This window comes from Streptomyces sp. bgisy027 (assembly GCF_057710365.1).
In genome coordinates this window covers 27,045-40,112 of sequence record NZ_JBYIVZ010000051.1, presented here as the reverse complement: position 1 = coordinate 40,112, position 13,068 = coordinate 27,045, and the positions used below count along the sequence as shown (strand labels likewise).

The window sequence follows — 13,068 nt, the reverse complement described above, 5'->3', positions numbered from 1 at the left end:
GCGCTGTACGCAGACCATACCGACCGGTAGGCGTGCGAGTGGATCAGGGGGCGGTCACCGACTCGTGCAGGATGCGGGCCAGGTCGTACGGCCGGGAGAACATCGGCCAGTGGCCGGTGTCCATGGAGACCAGGTTCCAGTGGTCGCTCTTGAGGAGGTCCGCCGCGGCGCCCCACGGCTCCTCGCCGTCGAGCAGGCACTTGACGTAGGTGCCGGGGACCTCGCTCAAGGGGCGGGGCATGACCGCCGGTCCGGTGAGCGTGGCGCCCGGGTGCGGGGTCGAGCCGCCGACGATGCGGGCGGTCTGCTCGTCCGTCAGGCCCTGGCCCGCGAACTCGTCGGCCGTGAGCGGCGGCCAGAAGCCGTCGTTCTTCACGATCGCCGCCCGAACCTCGTCGCTGGGCCAGCCCGACAGGAACGACTCCCCGTCCACGGGGACGTTCGCGTCCACCAGCACCACACGGCTCAGCCGGTCACCGATCCGCACGGCCGCCTGCCCGACCGGCACTCCCGAGTAGCTGTGCCCGACGAGGACGACGTCGCGCAGACCGAGGTGCTCGACCTCGGCGACGATGTCCTCGACATGGGTCTGCTGCCCGGGCGCCGGCTCGCCCTGTCTCTCGGCGAGGCCGGCGAGCGTCAGCGGGTGGACGCCATGGCCGCCCGTGCGCAGTTCGGCGGCCACCTCTTCCCACGCCCACGCCCCGAGCCACGCCCCCGCCACCAGTACGAAATTGGTCATGCCCGCAACGTAGCCGACGGCACTGACACCGCCCCCGGCCTGCCGATCGGCGGCACCGGCACCTCGGCGGTCCGCGCCAGCCGCGGGCCGTCGGGCCCGTAGACCGCCCGGGGTTCGGGAAACAGCCGCAGCAGGGCCAGGAACAGCACGCCGGCCACCGCCGGCGAACGGCAGGCTGATGTCCACCCCGCCCGCCGGATCGCCGAGCGGGCCGACGAACTGCCCGGGGATGTCGGTGAACAGCACGCCGGTCACCGCGGCCACCCACCAGGCCGTCATGCCCCGCCAGTTCCAGCCGTGCGCGAACCAGTAGCGGCCGCCGCGCTGACGCCGGTTGAAGACCTGGAGCGCCTCGGGGTCGTACCGGCCGCGCCGGGTCCAGGAGCCGAGCATCATCACGACCATCCACGGCGTGGTGCAGGTGATGATCATGGTGGCGAACGTCGGGATCGACTGCACCAGGTCGAGCGCGAACCGTCCGACGAAGATGAAGGCGATCGACAGCGCGCCGACCAGCAGCGTGGCCTGCATGTGTGTGAGGCGCGGGAAGACCGAGGAGAAGTCGAGGCCGGTCCCGTCCGTCTTCGTCGCCGGGACTGGACGTTTCCTCCATCACTCGGTGTCCGTGGGTGTGTCCTCCGGTTCGGTGTCCGGCCCCTGCGCCCGCACCCGCTGGACGTTCTCCAGGGACTCGCGCAGTTCGCTCAGCCAGTCGTCGGTGTGCCGCTGGACCAGCCGTACGCACCAGGCGAGGGCCTCGCTGCGGCTGCGGGCGACCCCGCCGGCGATCAGCGTGTCCAGGACCTGCCGCTCCGGCTGCCGCAGCCGGGTCATCACGGGCGCGGCGACATGGGTGAACAGGGCGCGCTCCGGGCCGCACTCCACGCCCCAGGAGACCTTCCTGCGGAACTTGTGCTCGGCCTCGCGGGCCACCTCGATCCGGGACTCCCGGGTGCGCTCCCGGAACTCCTGGATCCGGCCCTCCACGGCCGCCGCCCGCTCGGTGGCCGAGACGCCCTCGGTCAGCTGGGGTGCGGGAATGCGGCCGATCACCGTGATCTCCTCGCGGTCGACCGTCACCTCGGTCAGTTCCTCGAAGAGGTCGTCGGGCAGACGGCCGGCGAACCAGCCGCGCAGCTTCTCCTTCTGTTCGTTGGTAATCATGTAATCAGCATTACTCCGCCATCGGACCCACACAAGGGCATGGCGGGCGTGTCCGCCGAGGGCTCAACCGGAATGTTTCAGGCCTATTAATCAGCGTGCGAGATCCGGCCACTCGGCCACTTGGAACGATCAAGAAGCGCCAAGTTTCGGCGTTGGAACGTTCGAACTCCGTTACTTCACGCCACTGATTCAATACGCAAGGTTACCGAAACCGGTGGTGTCGATGTGAGTTTCGGAGCCGGACTCGGCAGACTCCCGCTCGTCGTCCGGCACCGATCGCGCCGGATCCGACACACCCTCGACTCAAGCGGAAGGATGCACACAATGCGGAACACCGCGCGCTGGGCAGCGACCCTCGCTCTCACGGCCACCGCCGTCTGCGGACCCCTCACCGGATCCGCCCTGGCCGCCCCCGACGCCGCCCCCGCCTCTCTCTACGCCCCCTCGGCCCTGGTGCTCACCATGGGCTACGGCGACAGCGCCGCCCTGTCCTCCCCGGCACGTGCGGTCACCCTGAGCTGCGCCCCGACGGCCACGGGCACGCACCCCGCGGCCGGCTCGGCCTGTGCCGAACTGCGCGGAGTGAACGGGGACTTCGAGGCGTTGAGAGCCAGGGAGGGTGCACTGTGCACCAAGCAGTACGACCCCGTGGTGGTCACGGTCGTCGGGGTCTGGCAGGGCCAGCGCGTCTCCTATGAGCGCACCTTCGCGAACGAGTGCGTGAAGAGCTCCTACGGGGCGAGCCTCTTCGCGTTCTAGGGACCGGGATCGCACGGTCCCCGTGCAGTTCGGCGCAGGCTCGCGGATGGGGAGTGCGAGCTGCGCCGAGGGGCCCCTGCGATCTCGCATCGGGGGTCGGCCGGGCGGAGTGGGGCCGCCCGGTCGGCACCTCGTGACACCGCATGGTCACACGCCCTCCCCGGGGATGCCGGGGAGGAGGGGGAAGCGGCCCAGCAAACCCGCGCCGAGCAACAGCCGCCGTATCCGCGGCGCCTCCGAGACGACGCGCAGACGACCGCCGTGGTCCCTGGCCCGCCGCTCCGCCCGGCACAGCGCACGCAGCCCCGAGCAGTCGAAGAAGGCCACTCGCCGCAGATCGACCAGTACGTCCGCCTCCGGTTCGCCGGCCGCGGCGTTCAGGTGTTCGGCGAGCAGTGCCTCCGAGGCCAGGTCGATCTCGCCCGTCACCTCGACGACCGTGAACGGACCGCATCTGCGGGTGCGGGCATACGGATTCGCCGGGGGCGGCGTGGAACCGGTGGGGTCCATGGCCGGATCCTCGGTCGGATAGCGGGCGCGGTCGTCGGCGTCCGGCGTCATGTCCGCTCCACCTCGGCAGGGGCGCATTTGATCCGGGTTGTTACCCGTGGGCGGGGTTGAGCATCCCTGCGGCGCCGTGCGCAAGATCTAGTTCACTCGACCAGGTGAACTTCATTCGCGAAGCATTGACTTCTTGGGGGAGTCCATCGGGGCGCGCGTCCATCCCGTCTGCGCATTCCTTGACGGGAATATAACCGGCGAGGCATATTGGACTCATGTCCGATGACGCCTCCCTCTGGAGCGCCCTCGCCGATCCCCATCGGCGGGCCATCGTCGCGCTGCTCCTGGAGCGGCCGCGGTCCGTCGGGGAGATCGTGGAGGAACGCGGTCTCAGCCAGCCGAGCACCTCCAAGCATCTGAAGGTGCTGCGGGAGGCCGGCCTGGTGCGGGTGCGACAGGACGCGCAACGCCGTGTCTACGCCCTCGACCCCGCGCCGATCGCGGCGCTCGACGCCTGGCTCGCCCCGTACCGGAAGCTGTGGAACAGCAGCCTGGACGCCCTGGGCCGCCGTCTCGACGAGACGGCGCGAACAGCGCCGGAGGACACCTCGTACGACCCCGAGGGACCCACCACGAAGGACTGATCCACATGACCGCCGACCTCACCGGCACTTATCTCACCCTCGACGACGGCCGCCCCGCCGTCCGCTTCAGCCGCACCTACGACCATCCCGTCGAGCGCGTCTGGCGGTTCGTGACCGACGTCGACGAACTGGCCCACTGGTTCCCGTCCCGCGCCGAGATCGAGCTGCGTCCCGGCGGCACGATCAAATTCGGCGGCGACCCGAACATGGAGGACTCCACGGGTCGCGTCATCGCGGTCGAGGAGCCGCGCCACCTGTCCTTCGAGTGGGGCGGCGACGAACTGCACTTCGACCTGGAGGCGCTGGACGAGGGCCGCACCCGCTTCACCCTCACCAACGTCCTCGACGCCGAGAACACCGCCGCCCGCAACGGCGCCGGCTGGGAGGTCTGTCTCGCCGCACTCGACGCGCACGCCCGCGGGGAGCGCGTCGAGGAGCCGCACGCCGGGGCCGAGGCCCCCTGGAAGGGGGTCTACGACAGCTATGTGGCCGCCGGATTCCCCTCCGGCGCCACCGTCCCCGGCGTCGATGCGTGACGGCTCAGGCCATCTGACGCCGCACCAGCTCGTGCAGCCGCCCGCCCGTGTCCGCGAGGAGCTGAGCGGGCGGCCCCTGCTGGGCCACCTTGCCGTCCTCCATCACGATGACGCGGTCGGCGTCCAGCACCGTCGACAGGCGGTGGGCGATGACGATGCGGGTGGCGTTGAGGGCCCGCGTGGACTCGATGACCGTGCGCTGCGTCTCGTTGTCGAGGGCGCTGGTCGCCTCGTCGAAGAAGAGGATGCGCGGCCGGCGGATCAGTGCCTGGGCGATCATCAGACGCTGGCGCTGCCCACCGGAGATCGCGCCGCTGCCCGACACAATGGTGTGCAGCCCCATCGGCATCCGCTTGATGTCCTCGGCCAGCCCCGCCATCTCGGCCGCCGCCATCGCCTCCTCCGGCGTGTACGGCTCGGTGCCGCAGATGACGTCAAGGATCGACCCGGTGAACGGCTGGGCGTGCTGGAGCACGACCCCGCACTGGCGGCGCACGGCCGACTGGTCGAGCGCCGCCAGGTCCTGCCCGTCGTACAGCACACTGCCCGAAACCGGCTTGTCGAAGCCGATCAGCAGCCTCAGCAGCGTCGACTTGCCGCAGCCGCTGGGCCCGACGATCGCCACGAACTCACCCGGCCGGATGTCGAAGGAGACGTCGTCCAGGACGAGGGGACCGTCGTCGGAGTACCGGAAGGACAGGCGGCGCGCCTCGATCGAGCCCGTCAGCGGGCCGGGCCGGGTGCTCGCCGTGCGCACCTCCGGCGTGGCCTCAAGCACCGGCTTGATCTCCTCGAACAGCGGCAGCGCGGCCACCGCCGAGACGAACGAGCCCGTCAGCTGGGTGACGGAGGTCAGCAGCATCGTCACCGAGGTGTTGAAGGTGAGGAAGGCCGCCGCCGGCATCGTCCCGCGGGCCGGTCCCGCCAGCAGCATGAACATCAGCAGGGTGCACAGCGGCAGATACACCGCGCCCATCACCGTGGTGAGGTTCTTGATCCGCCCCGCCTTCTGCTGGAGCTCACGGCTGTGCGCGAACTGCGACGCCCACGCCGCATACGCGTAGTTCTCCGCTGCCGCGACCCGCAGTTTCGGGAGTCCGCGCAGCGTCTGGAACGCCTGGTTGTTGAGCTTGTTGTTGAGCACCACCAGCCGCCGCTGCCAGCGCACCTGCCACAGGCCCAGCCCCAGGAACACGGCGGCGATGACGACGAGCATGCCGATCGCCGCCAGCGCCATCGGCACGCTGTACCAGAACAGCAGCGCCAGGTTCATCGCGCCCACCGTCACCGACGAGGCCACGACCGGCCCGACTCCCGCCATCAGCCGGCGGATCGCGCTGATGCCCATGGCCTGGCTGGCCAGCTCACCGGTCGAGCGCTCGGTGAAGAACTTCGTGGGCAGCCGCAGCAGCCGGTCCCACAGGGCCGGTTGCAGCGTCGCCTCGATACGGCCCTCCAGCCGCAGGATCGTCAGGTTCTGCAGCAGCATGAACGCCGCCGCCACGACACTGCTGATCATCACGGCCAGACAGAACTGCACGATCAGCCCGGTCTGCGCCTTCGGCACGAACTCGCCGAGCACCTTCCCGGTCGCGATCGGCACCAGCGCACCGATCCCGACGGTCACCAGTCCACTGGCGATCAGATGGGTGAGGTCGCCGCCCGTGCCCTGCATGCTGAACCGCAGCAGCCTCAGCGGACTCAACGCGCGGTCCGGCAGCGGACGGTAGAACATCACCGCACGCGGCTCGAACTCCTCCGCGTTCGCCTTCTCGATCGGCGTCTCCCGGCCCGTCGCCGGATGCACGGCGACATAGCCGCCGCGCCGCCACAGCAGCGCGACCGGCGCACCGGACAGCGCCCGGTGGCCGACGAGCGGTCCGACGTTGTCCCGCCACCACCGTCCGTCCAGGCGTACGGCCCTGGTGCGCACCCGCGAGGCGATGGCCACACGCTCCACCGGGTCGAGCCTCTCGCTCTCGGTGCCGCTCTGCGCGGGCTCGGACAGGGTGATCCCGGCCGCCTCGGCGACCAGCTTGCAGGCGGCGTGACTGGCGTCCGCGTCGGCCGCCGTCGTCCGCTTGTCGCCGCGCTTGCCGATGGACGCCAGCAGCGTCCGGTCGGCCTGCGCGCGCACCGCCTCACCGGCCTTGATGCCCTCGGCGGTGCGTGTCTCGTGGGTGCGTTCCAACTGCTCGATCCAGCGGTCCAGTGTGGTCAGCAGGCGGTACTGCTGGTCGACCATGGACTGCCAGACCGTCGGGTCCACCAGCAGATCGGCGGCCGCCTCCGCGCCGTACAGCGAGCCGTACTGCACGCTGCCGGGCGGCACCTGCATCCAGAAGACGTCGTCGTCCGTGACCTCCGCCGCCCGCTCGGTGGCCATCGGCGCCTGGAAGAGGATGGTGAGGCTGCGGCCGACGCCCAGCGCGAGGGCGTACTCCAGAGGGCTCGTCTGCGGCGGGACGTACTGCGGGTTGCCGTACTCGTCGTAGGACCAGGTCTGGGTGTGCGCGGGCTGGTACAGCTCACGCAGTCCGATGCGGTGCACCACGCAGTCCCTGAGCGGGCGGGCGACCAGCGTGTGCTGCGGTCCGGGGACCGGGCCGAGCAGCAGCGAGCCCGCCTCCAGCCGGCCCAGGTGATGCCAGTGGCCCTGCTGCCCGGCGTCCACCGCGAACAGGTCCACGGCACCGGACGCGACCAGCCACAGCACCTGCGGGCCTTCGAGGTCGATCCGGTTGAGACCGGCGCAGTCGATGCGTGTACCCATCTGACCGAGCGCGTCGAGGACGAGGTCACCCTCGTGGACGGAGGTCATCTCACCGCTCCCTGACCAGAGCCGCGTATGCGCCACCGCGCGCCACCAGCTCCTCGTGCCGCCCGCGTTCGACGATCGTGCCGTGGTCCAGTACGACGATCTCGTCGCTGTCGCGCACGGTGCTGAGCCGGTGCGCGATCACCACACAGGCACAGCCGCGCTTGCGCAGGTTGTCCATCACGACCAGTTCGGTCTCCGCGTCCAGCGCGCTCGTCACCTCGTCGAGGACCAGGATGCTGGGGCGGCGCACCAGCGCCCGCGCGATCTCCAGCCGCTGGCGCTGCCCGCCGGAGAAGTTGCGGCCGTCCTGCTCGACGCTGCTGTGGATGCCGCCGGGGCGACGCGTCACCACGTCGTACAGCGCCGCGTCGCGCAGCGCGTCCACCACCGCGTCGTCGGGGATCGAGGGGTCCCACAGCGCCACGTTGTCGCGGACCGTGCCCTCGAAGAGGAACACCTCCTGGTCCACGAAGGAGACCGAGGCGGCCAGCGCGCCGCGCGGGATGTCGTCGATGCGCTGGTCGTCGATGCGGATGACGCCCTCCCAGGGGGCGTACAGGCCCGAGATCAGCCGCGACACCGTCGACTTGCCGCTGCCCGAGCCGCCGACCAGGGCCACCTGCCGGCCCGGTCCGACCGTCAGGTCGAAGCCGGTGAGCAGGGGCTTGTCGAGGGGGCTGTAGCCGAAGGTGATGTTCTGCAGCTCGACGTGGCCGTGCAGCCGGCGGGTGGAGTCGCCGGTGCCGGGACGGCCGTAGAGCGGGTCCGCCTCGAAGTTCTCGACGTCCTTCAGGCGTGCCACGTCGGCGGCGAAGTCCTGGATGCGGCCCGCGACGCCGTTGAGCCGGGTGATCGGGGCGGTGAAGCGGGTGACCAGGGCCTGGAAGGCGACCAGCAGACCGACGGATATGCCGCCCTCGATCGCGCGCATGCCGCCTATCCAGAGGATGAGCGCGCTGTTCAGAGTGGCGAGCGTCGGGGCGACGACGCCGAGCCAGGCGCTGGGCACGCCGAGCCGCTGCTGTTCCTCCAGCGTGGTGGCGTGCTGTCCGGCCCACTTGCGGAAGTAGCCGTCCTCGCCGCCGGTCGCCTTCATCGTCTCGATCAGCTGAAGGCCGGTGTAGGCGGTGTTGGTGAGCCGGGCGTTGTCCGCGCGCAGCTTCGCGGTGCGGGTGGCGCGCAGCCGGATGACGACACGCATGGCGACGACGTTCAGCAGCGCCACGCCTATGCCGACGAACGTGAGCTGCGGGTCGTAGGTGTAGAGGAGGATCGCGTAGAGGACGACGACCACCGCGTCCACGCCCGCCGCCGCGAGGTCGCGGGCCAGGGTCTCGGCGACGGCGTCGTTCGACTGGAGGCGCTGCACCAGGTCGGCAGGGCTGCGCTGGGAGAAGAACGTCACCGGCAGCCGCAGCAGATGGCGCAGGAACCTGGCACTGGACAGGGTGGAGGAGATGATGCGGCCGCGCAGCAGATTCGCCTGTTGCAGCCAGGTCAGCACCACCGAGAGCGCGACGCAGGTCCCCATCGACGCGAACAGCACGCCCAGCAGGGACGTCTGGCCGCCGATGAGGAACATGTCGATGTAGGTGCGGCTCAGCGCGGGCACCGCCGCGCCGACCACCACCAGGAGCAGGCTCGCGAGTACGGCGGCGGGCATCGTGCCGGCGGTGCCGCGCAGCCGGGCCGGCATCGCGCCGAGCACTCCGGGCTTGCGGCCGCCCTTGGTGAAGTCCGCGCCGGGCTCCATCACCAGAACGACGCCGGTGAAGCTGCCGTCGAAGTCCTCCATGGGCACGAAACGGCGGCCCTTGGCGGGGTCGTTGATGTAGACACCCCGGCGGCCGAAGCGGCGGCCCATGCCGTCGTAGACGACGTAGTGGTTGAACTCCCAGAACAGGACGGCCGGCGTCTTCACCTCGGCGAGGGCGGCCGTGTCCATCTGCATGCCCTTGGCCGTGAGGCCGTAACTCCGGGCAGCCTTCAGCAGATTGCTGGCGCGCGAGCCGTCGCGGGAGACACCGCAGGCGATGCGCAGTTCCTCCAGCGGGACATGGCGGCCGTAGTGCCCGAGCACCATCGCCAGGGAGGCGGCGCCGCACTCCACGGCCTCCATCTGCAGGACGGTGGGGGTGCGGACGGTCTTCGCCCTCCCCTTCGGGACGGGGCGCTTCGGCGGGGCGGCGCGGCGCCTGCTCCGTGTCTGAAGTGCGGGGCTCACGGCAGCAGCCAATCGACGGGACGCTCGTCGGCCAGCCGGATCGAGGCCTCGGCCATGGTCATGGAGGTGAGGGGGAACGGCGGTCCGTCCGCGGACGACCACTCGTAGCCGCTTTCGGTGCTCGACCTGCGGTCCAGCTTCACGAGCACGGCGACCGGCCGGCCGTCCTTGGTGAACTGCTCGCCCAGTTGGCTGTCCCCGAGGAACGCGGCGATCTGTTGCGCCGACTGAGCGGAGCGGTCCACCGACTTCACATGGCCGCGCAGCACGCCGTACTCCTGCGTGGGCACGGAGGAGACGGTGAGGTCGACGGCCGCCTTGGCGGGGATGGACGCCGCGTTCTCGGCGGGGACGTACACCGTCGCGTACAGCGGGTCCCCGGTGTGGGCGACCTTCTCGACGGCGGCCACGTTCGCGCCGGTGGAGATGATCTGCCCGATGGTCGCGGCGAGCCCGGTGACCCGGCCCGCGGCGACCGTGCGCACGACCGTCTCGCCCTCGGCGGTACGGACCTTCAGCACGGGCGCGTCGGCCTTCAGCCGCTGGCCCTGCTCGGCGAGGACCGCGGTGACCTGGCCGGCGACCGGGCTCTGCAGGATGTAGCTGCCCTGGCCGTGGGTGAGGACGGCGGGCGCGCCGACGGTGGAGGAGACCGAGCCGGTCACCGCCCACACGGACGCGGCGGCCATGACGACCACCGTCACGGAGAGCACCAGCCAGCCCTGCGGGCGGGCGAAGCGCACCGGGAGGTCGAGCTCCTCCGGTGACTGGAGCTTGGCGAGGGCCTGTTGGCGGAACTGCACGGAACTTTCCCTCACCTGAGGATGAGTGGAGACCGGCGCACGGGGCCGGTCGTGCTGCGGAGCGGTGCCTGGCTTTCCCACGACACCCGAAGAGCCCCGGAGCCGGGGAACGGCTCCGGGACTCAGCGGTTACGAAAAGGTGCGATCAGAGACCGGCGACCAGGCCCGAGACCGGGGCGGTGTTCAGGCCGGTGACACCCTCCACGGTGCCGACGACCGTGTCGACCAGGCCGGAAACCGGGGCGATGCCGTTGACAGCGTCGAGAGCACCGTTCACGGCGTTGACCTGCAGGCCGCCGGAGACGTTGTCGAGCTCGGCGTCGGAGATCTCGACGGTCGCAACCTGGGGGGTGGAGTTCATGATGGAACTTCCCTTCCTAATGGGTATTTCACAAGGGGGAGCGGCCCCCTCTGGGGGACAGATGACGGCCGCAACCGCGGGCGTCCGGCGCCCGTTTCCGGGAACCGTTCGTGGCCCCCGCGGTGCGATGGATCAAAGCACGCTGCGGGTGCGGCCTTCCAATCAAACGTAGGCCCCACCAGGGAACTTGAGCCTCAGGAGCCTCGTTCCGTGCAGACGCGGGCACGTCTTGTCGGCGACTTCTTCACATGCGTCACAGCATCGGCTCGGACGAGCTGTTGCGTCCGCCCGGGGTCCCTGTCGTCGTCGCGGTGGCGAATCCGACACTCCGGCCCCAAGAGGGTGACCGGCGGTAGCCCCCTTGTGCAGAACCTCGGCACCCGGTGACTTGGTTGAGCATTGAATGTGCAGATTCCCTGAAGCCGAGATTCCGCTCGGGGTTCTCCACCGACCGTTACTGATCGGTGGCGGATCGTGTCAGCCCAGAAGGGCGTACACGGTGCTCGCGCGGGCCGCGATCTCCCCCGAACTCTCGTCCGTCATCGCGATATCGGCGAATGCCATACGGCGGCCCAGTTTCGTCACGACCGCCTCGATCAGGACATCCGAGCCGGTCACCGCGCGCTGGAACGACGTCGACTGCTGCACCGTCGTCATCGGTCCGTACGCCCCGCGCGCCGCCGATACGGCGATCACGGTCGCGGTGTCGGCGGCGGCCATCAACGCCTGCCCCGACAGCGCTCCGCCCTCCCGGGCCAACGCGTCCGACCAGGGCATTCGCAGGATCACGCGGTCGTGTGCCACCGCCTCGACGGTCAGCCCGAGTCGGCACACCCAGGGGGCGAAGTTGGCGGAGAGGATCTTGTCGGCTTCGGCGCTGGTCATCGTCATATGGGGGATTGTTCCCGGCGCCGGCCCGCCGGACGAGGTTCCTGGCCGATTCGGTGTGCCGAGTCGGTTGCGCGTCAACGGAATTGAACGCCCCACCCGGCCCGTGCGTACCAACTGCCAACCAGGCGCCCCGAACAGCTGCCGCAGAGACGGCGGCACAGACCCCGTCCCCCAGGAGGTCGAGAAGTTTGAGTCACAAGCGAATCCCGAAGCGCAAGGCCGCGATAGCCGCGGGCAGCGTGGTGGCGCTCGGAGCGGCCGCGATCCTGCTGCCGAACGCCAACGCCTCGCAGGACGGTGCGTCGGACGACGCCGCCGCTCCCAAGACCCTGAAGTCCGCGGACGCCTCGGATCTCGCCTCGCAGCTCGCGGGCCTGCTCGGCGACGCCTTCGCCGGTTCCTACTACGACGCCGAGAGCCAGCAGCTCGTCGTCAACGTGATTTCCGGCGACAACAACAACGTGATCGTCCAGGCGAAGAAGGCCGGCGCGAAGGTCCGCGAGGTCGAGAACAGCCTGTCCGAGCTGGCGTCCGGCGCGCAGACCCTGAAGTCCGAGGCGACCATCCCCGGCACGGCCTGGGCGGTGGACCCCAGAACGAACAAGATCCTCGTCACCGCCGACAGCACGGTCACCGGCGACAAGTGGGACACGCTGGAGTCGACCGTCGACAGCCTCGGCTCGGGCATGGCGACCATCAAGAAGTCGGCCGGCACCTTCAAGACGTTCCTCTCCGGCGGCGACGCCATCTTCGCCGGCGGCGCACGTTGCTCCGCGGGCTTCAACGTCACCGCGGGCGACGGCACCCCCGCCTTCCTGACCGCCGGTCACTGCGGAGTCGCGGCCGAGCAGTGGTCGGACGCCGAGGGCGGCCAGCCGATCGCCACCGTCGACCAGGCCACCTTCCCCGGTGACGGCGACTTCGCCCTCGTCAAGTACGACGACCCGGCGACGCAGGCCCCGAGCGAGGTCAACCTCGGCGACCAGACCCTGGCGATCAGCCAGGCCGCGGACGCGGAGGTCGGTCTCCAGGTCTTCCGGATGGGCAGCACCACCGGGCTGAGCGACGGTCAGGTCCTCGGTCTCGACGCCACCGTGAACTACCCGGAGGGCACGGTCACCGGGCTCATCCAGACCGACGTCTGCGCCGAGCCCGGCGACAGCGGCGGCTCCCTGTTCACCCAGGACGGGCTGGCCATCGGCCTGACCTCCGGCGGCAGCGGTGACTGCACGGTGGGCGGCGAGACCTTCTTCCAGCCGGTGACCACCGCCTTGGCGGCGGTCGGCGCGACCCTCGGCGACGCCGCGGGCGGCGCGGGCGCCGGTGACGAGGCCGGTGCGGGCGACGAAGCGGGCGCCGGTGACGACGCGGGTGCCGGCGCCGGTGAGGAAGCCGGTGCGGGCGAAGAGGCCGGCGCCGGTGAGGAAGCCGGAGCCGGTGAAGAGGTCGGCAACGGCAACGCCGACGGCACGGGCAACGGCCTCGGCGAGATCGTCGGCAACGGCGTCGGCAACAACTGACGCCCTGACACCGGTACACGGATCCAGGTGATCCGGAGACATTCCGAGTGACGCGGACGCACGCGGTCCGGCCCTCCGGCGGGAGGGCCGGACCGCTCTGCT

12 protein-coding genes and 1 pseudogene are annotated in these 13,068 nt (G+C 70.5%); 4 read left to right on the top strand and 9 right to left on the bottom strand.

Annotated elements, in window-relative coordinates:
• Positions 1-43: 43 nt before the first annotated feature.
• The 3 genes and pseudogenes from AC3ETA_RS37565 to AC3ETA_RS37555 form a co-directional block, all read right to left on the bottom strand.
• Positions 44-742: an alpha/beta fold hydrolase gene (locus tag AC3ETA_RS37565; RefSeq protein WP_432197372.1), complete on the bottom strand. Its 699-nt coding sequence runs from the start codon at positions 740-742 to the stop codon at positions 44-46.
• Positions 739-1,330 (bottom strand): annotated as a pseudogene (locus AC3ETA_RS37560) (cytosine permease); the annotation flags it as partial. The gene AC3ETA_RS37565 and the pseudogene AC3ETA_RS37560, both read right to left, overlap by 4 nt.
• A gap of 24 nt (positions 1,331-1,354) precedes the next feature.
• Positions 1,355-1,906 (bottom strand): hypothetical protein, encoded by a 552-nt coding sequence (locus AC3ETA_RS37555; protein ID WP_432197371.1) that lies wholly within the window; start codon positions 1,904-1,906, stop codon positions 1,355-1,357.
• A 324-nt stretch (positions 1,907-2,230) separates the two neighbouring features.
• On the opposite strand from AC3ETA_RS37555, the gene AC3ETA_RS37550 reads away from it, so the two are divergent.
• On the top strand, positions 2,231-2,665 hold the full coding sequence (locus AC3ETA_RS37550) for a protease inhibitor (protein WP_393504256.1): 435 nt from the start codon (positions 2,231-2,233) through the stop codon (positions 2,663-2,665).
• A 147-nt stretch (positions 2,666-2,812) separates the two neighbouring features.
• Here the strand turns inward: AC3ETA_RS37550 and AC3ETA_RS37545 are convergent, their stop codons facing one another.
• Positions 2,813-3,226, bottom strand: a complete 414-nt coding sequence (locus AC3ETA_RS37545; RefSeq protein WP_432197370.1) for an STAS domain-containing protein — start codon at positions 3,224-3,226, stop codon at positions 2,813-2,815.
• Between the two features lie 215 nt (positions 3,227-3,441).
• Here AC3ETA_RS37545 and AC3ETA_RS37540 point away from each other — a divergent pair, with 215 nt between their 5' ends.
• Complete coding sequence (locus AC3ETA_RS37540) at positions 3,442-3,810, top strand: ArsR/SmtB family transcription factor (RefSeq protein ID WP_432197369.1); 369 nt, start codon at positions 3,442-3,444, stop codon at positions 3,808-3,810.
• 5 nt (positions 3,811-3,815) lie between these two features.
• Positions 3,816-4,346, top strand: coding sequence for an SRPBCC family protein (locus AC3ETA_RS37535; protein ID WP_432197368.1), 531 nt, complete (start codon positions 3,816-3,818; stop codon positions 4,344-4,346).
• Positions 4,347-4,350: 4 nt separating this feature from the next.
• Here AC3ETA_RS37535 and AC3ETA_RS37530 read toward each other — a convergent pair whose 3' ends face one another.
• The 5 genes from AC3ETA_RS37530 to AC3ETA_RS37510 form a co-directional block, all read right to left on the bottom strand.
• Positions 4,351-7,167, bottom strand: a complete 2,817-nt coding sequence (locus tag AC3ETA_RS37530) for an NHLP bacteriocin export ABC transporter permease/ATPase subunit (RefSeq protein WP_432197367.1) — start codon at positions 7,165-7,167, stop codon at positions 4,351-4,353.
• Position 7,168: 1 nt separating this feature from the next.
• Positions 7,169-9,391, bottom strand: coding sequence for an NHLP family bacteriocin export ABC transporter peptidase/permease/ATPase subunit (locus AC3ETA_RS37525; RefSeq protein ID WP_432197366.1), 2,223 nt, complete (start codon positions 9,389-9,391; stop codon positions 7,169-7,171).
• Positions 9,388-10,194 (bottom strand): HlyD family efflux transporter periplasmic adaptor subunit, encoded by an 807-nt coding sequence (locus AC3ETA_RS37520; RefSeq protein WP_432197365.1) that lies wholly within the window; start codon positions 10,192-10,194, stop codon positions 9,388-9,390. Before AC3ETA_RS37520 ends, AC3ETA_RS37525 begins: the two co-directional genes overlap by 4 nt.
• A 145-nt stretch (positions 10,195-10,339) precedes the next feature.
• Positions 10,340-10,555, bottom strand: coding sequence for a hypothetical protein (locus AC3ETA_RS37515; protein ID WP_030052098.1), 216 nt, complete (start codon positions 10,553-10,555; stop codon positions 10,340-10,342).
• 477 nt (positions 10,556-11,032) lie between these two features.
• Positions 11,033-11,446, bottom strand: a complete 414-nt coding sequence (locus AC3ETA_RS37510) for a PaaI family thioesterase (RefSeq protein WP_432197364.1) — start codon at positions 11,444-11,446, stop codon at positions 11,033-11,035.
• A gap of 188 nt (positions 11,447-11,634) precedes the next feature.
• Here AC3ETA_RS37510 and AC3ETA_RS37505 point away from each other — a divergent pair, with 188 nt between their 5' ends.
• Positions 11,635-12,966 carry a S1 family peptidase gene (locus AC3ETA_RS37505; protein WP_432197363.1) on the top strand — a complete coding sequence of 444 codons (1,332 nt, stop codon included), beginning with the start codon at positions 11,635-11,637 and terminating at the stop codon, positions 12,964-12,966.
• The last annotated feature ends 102 nt before the right edge of the window (positions 12,967-13,068 follow it).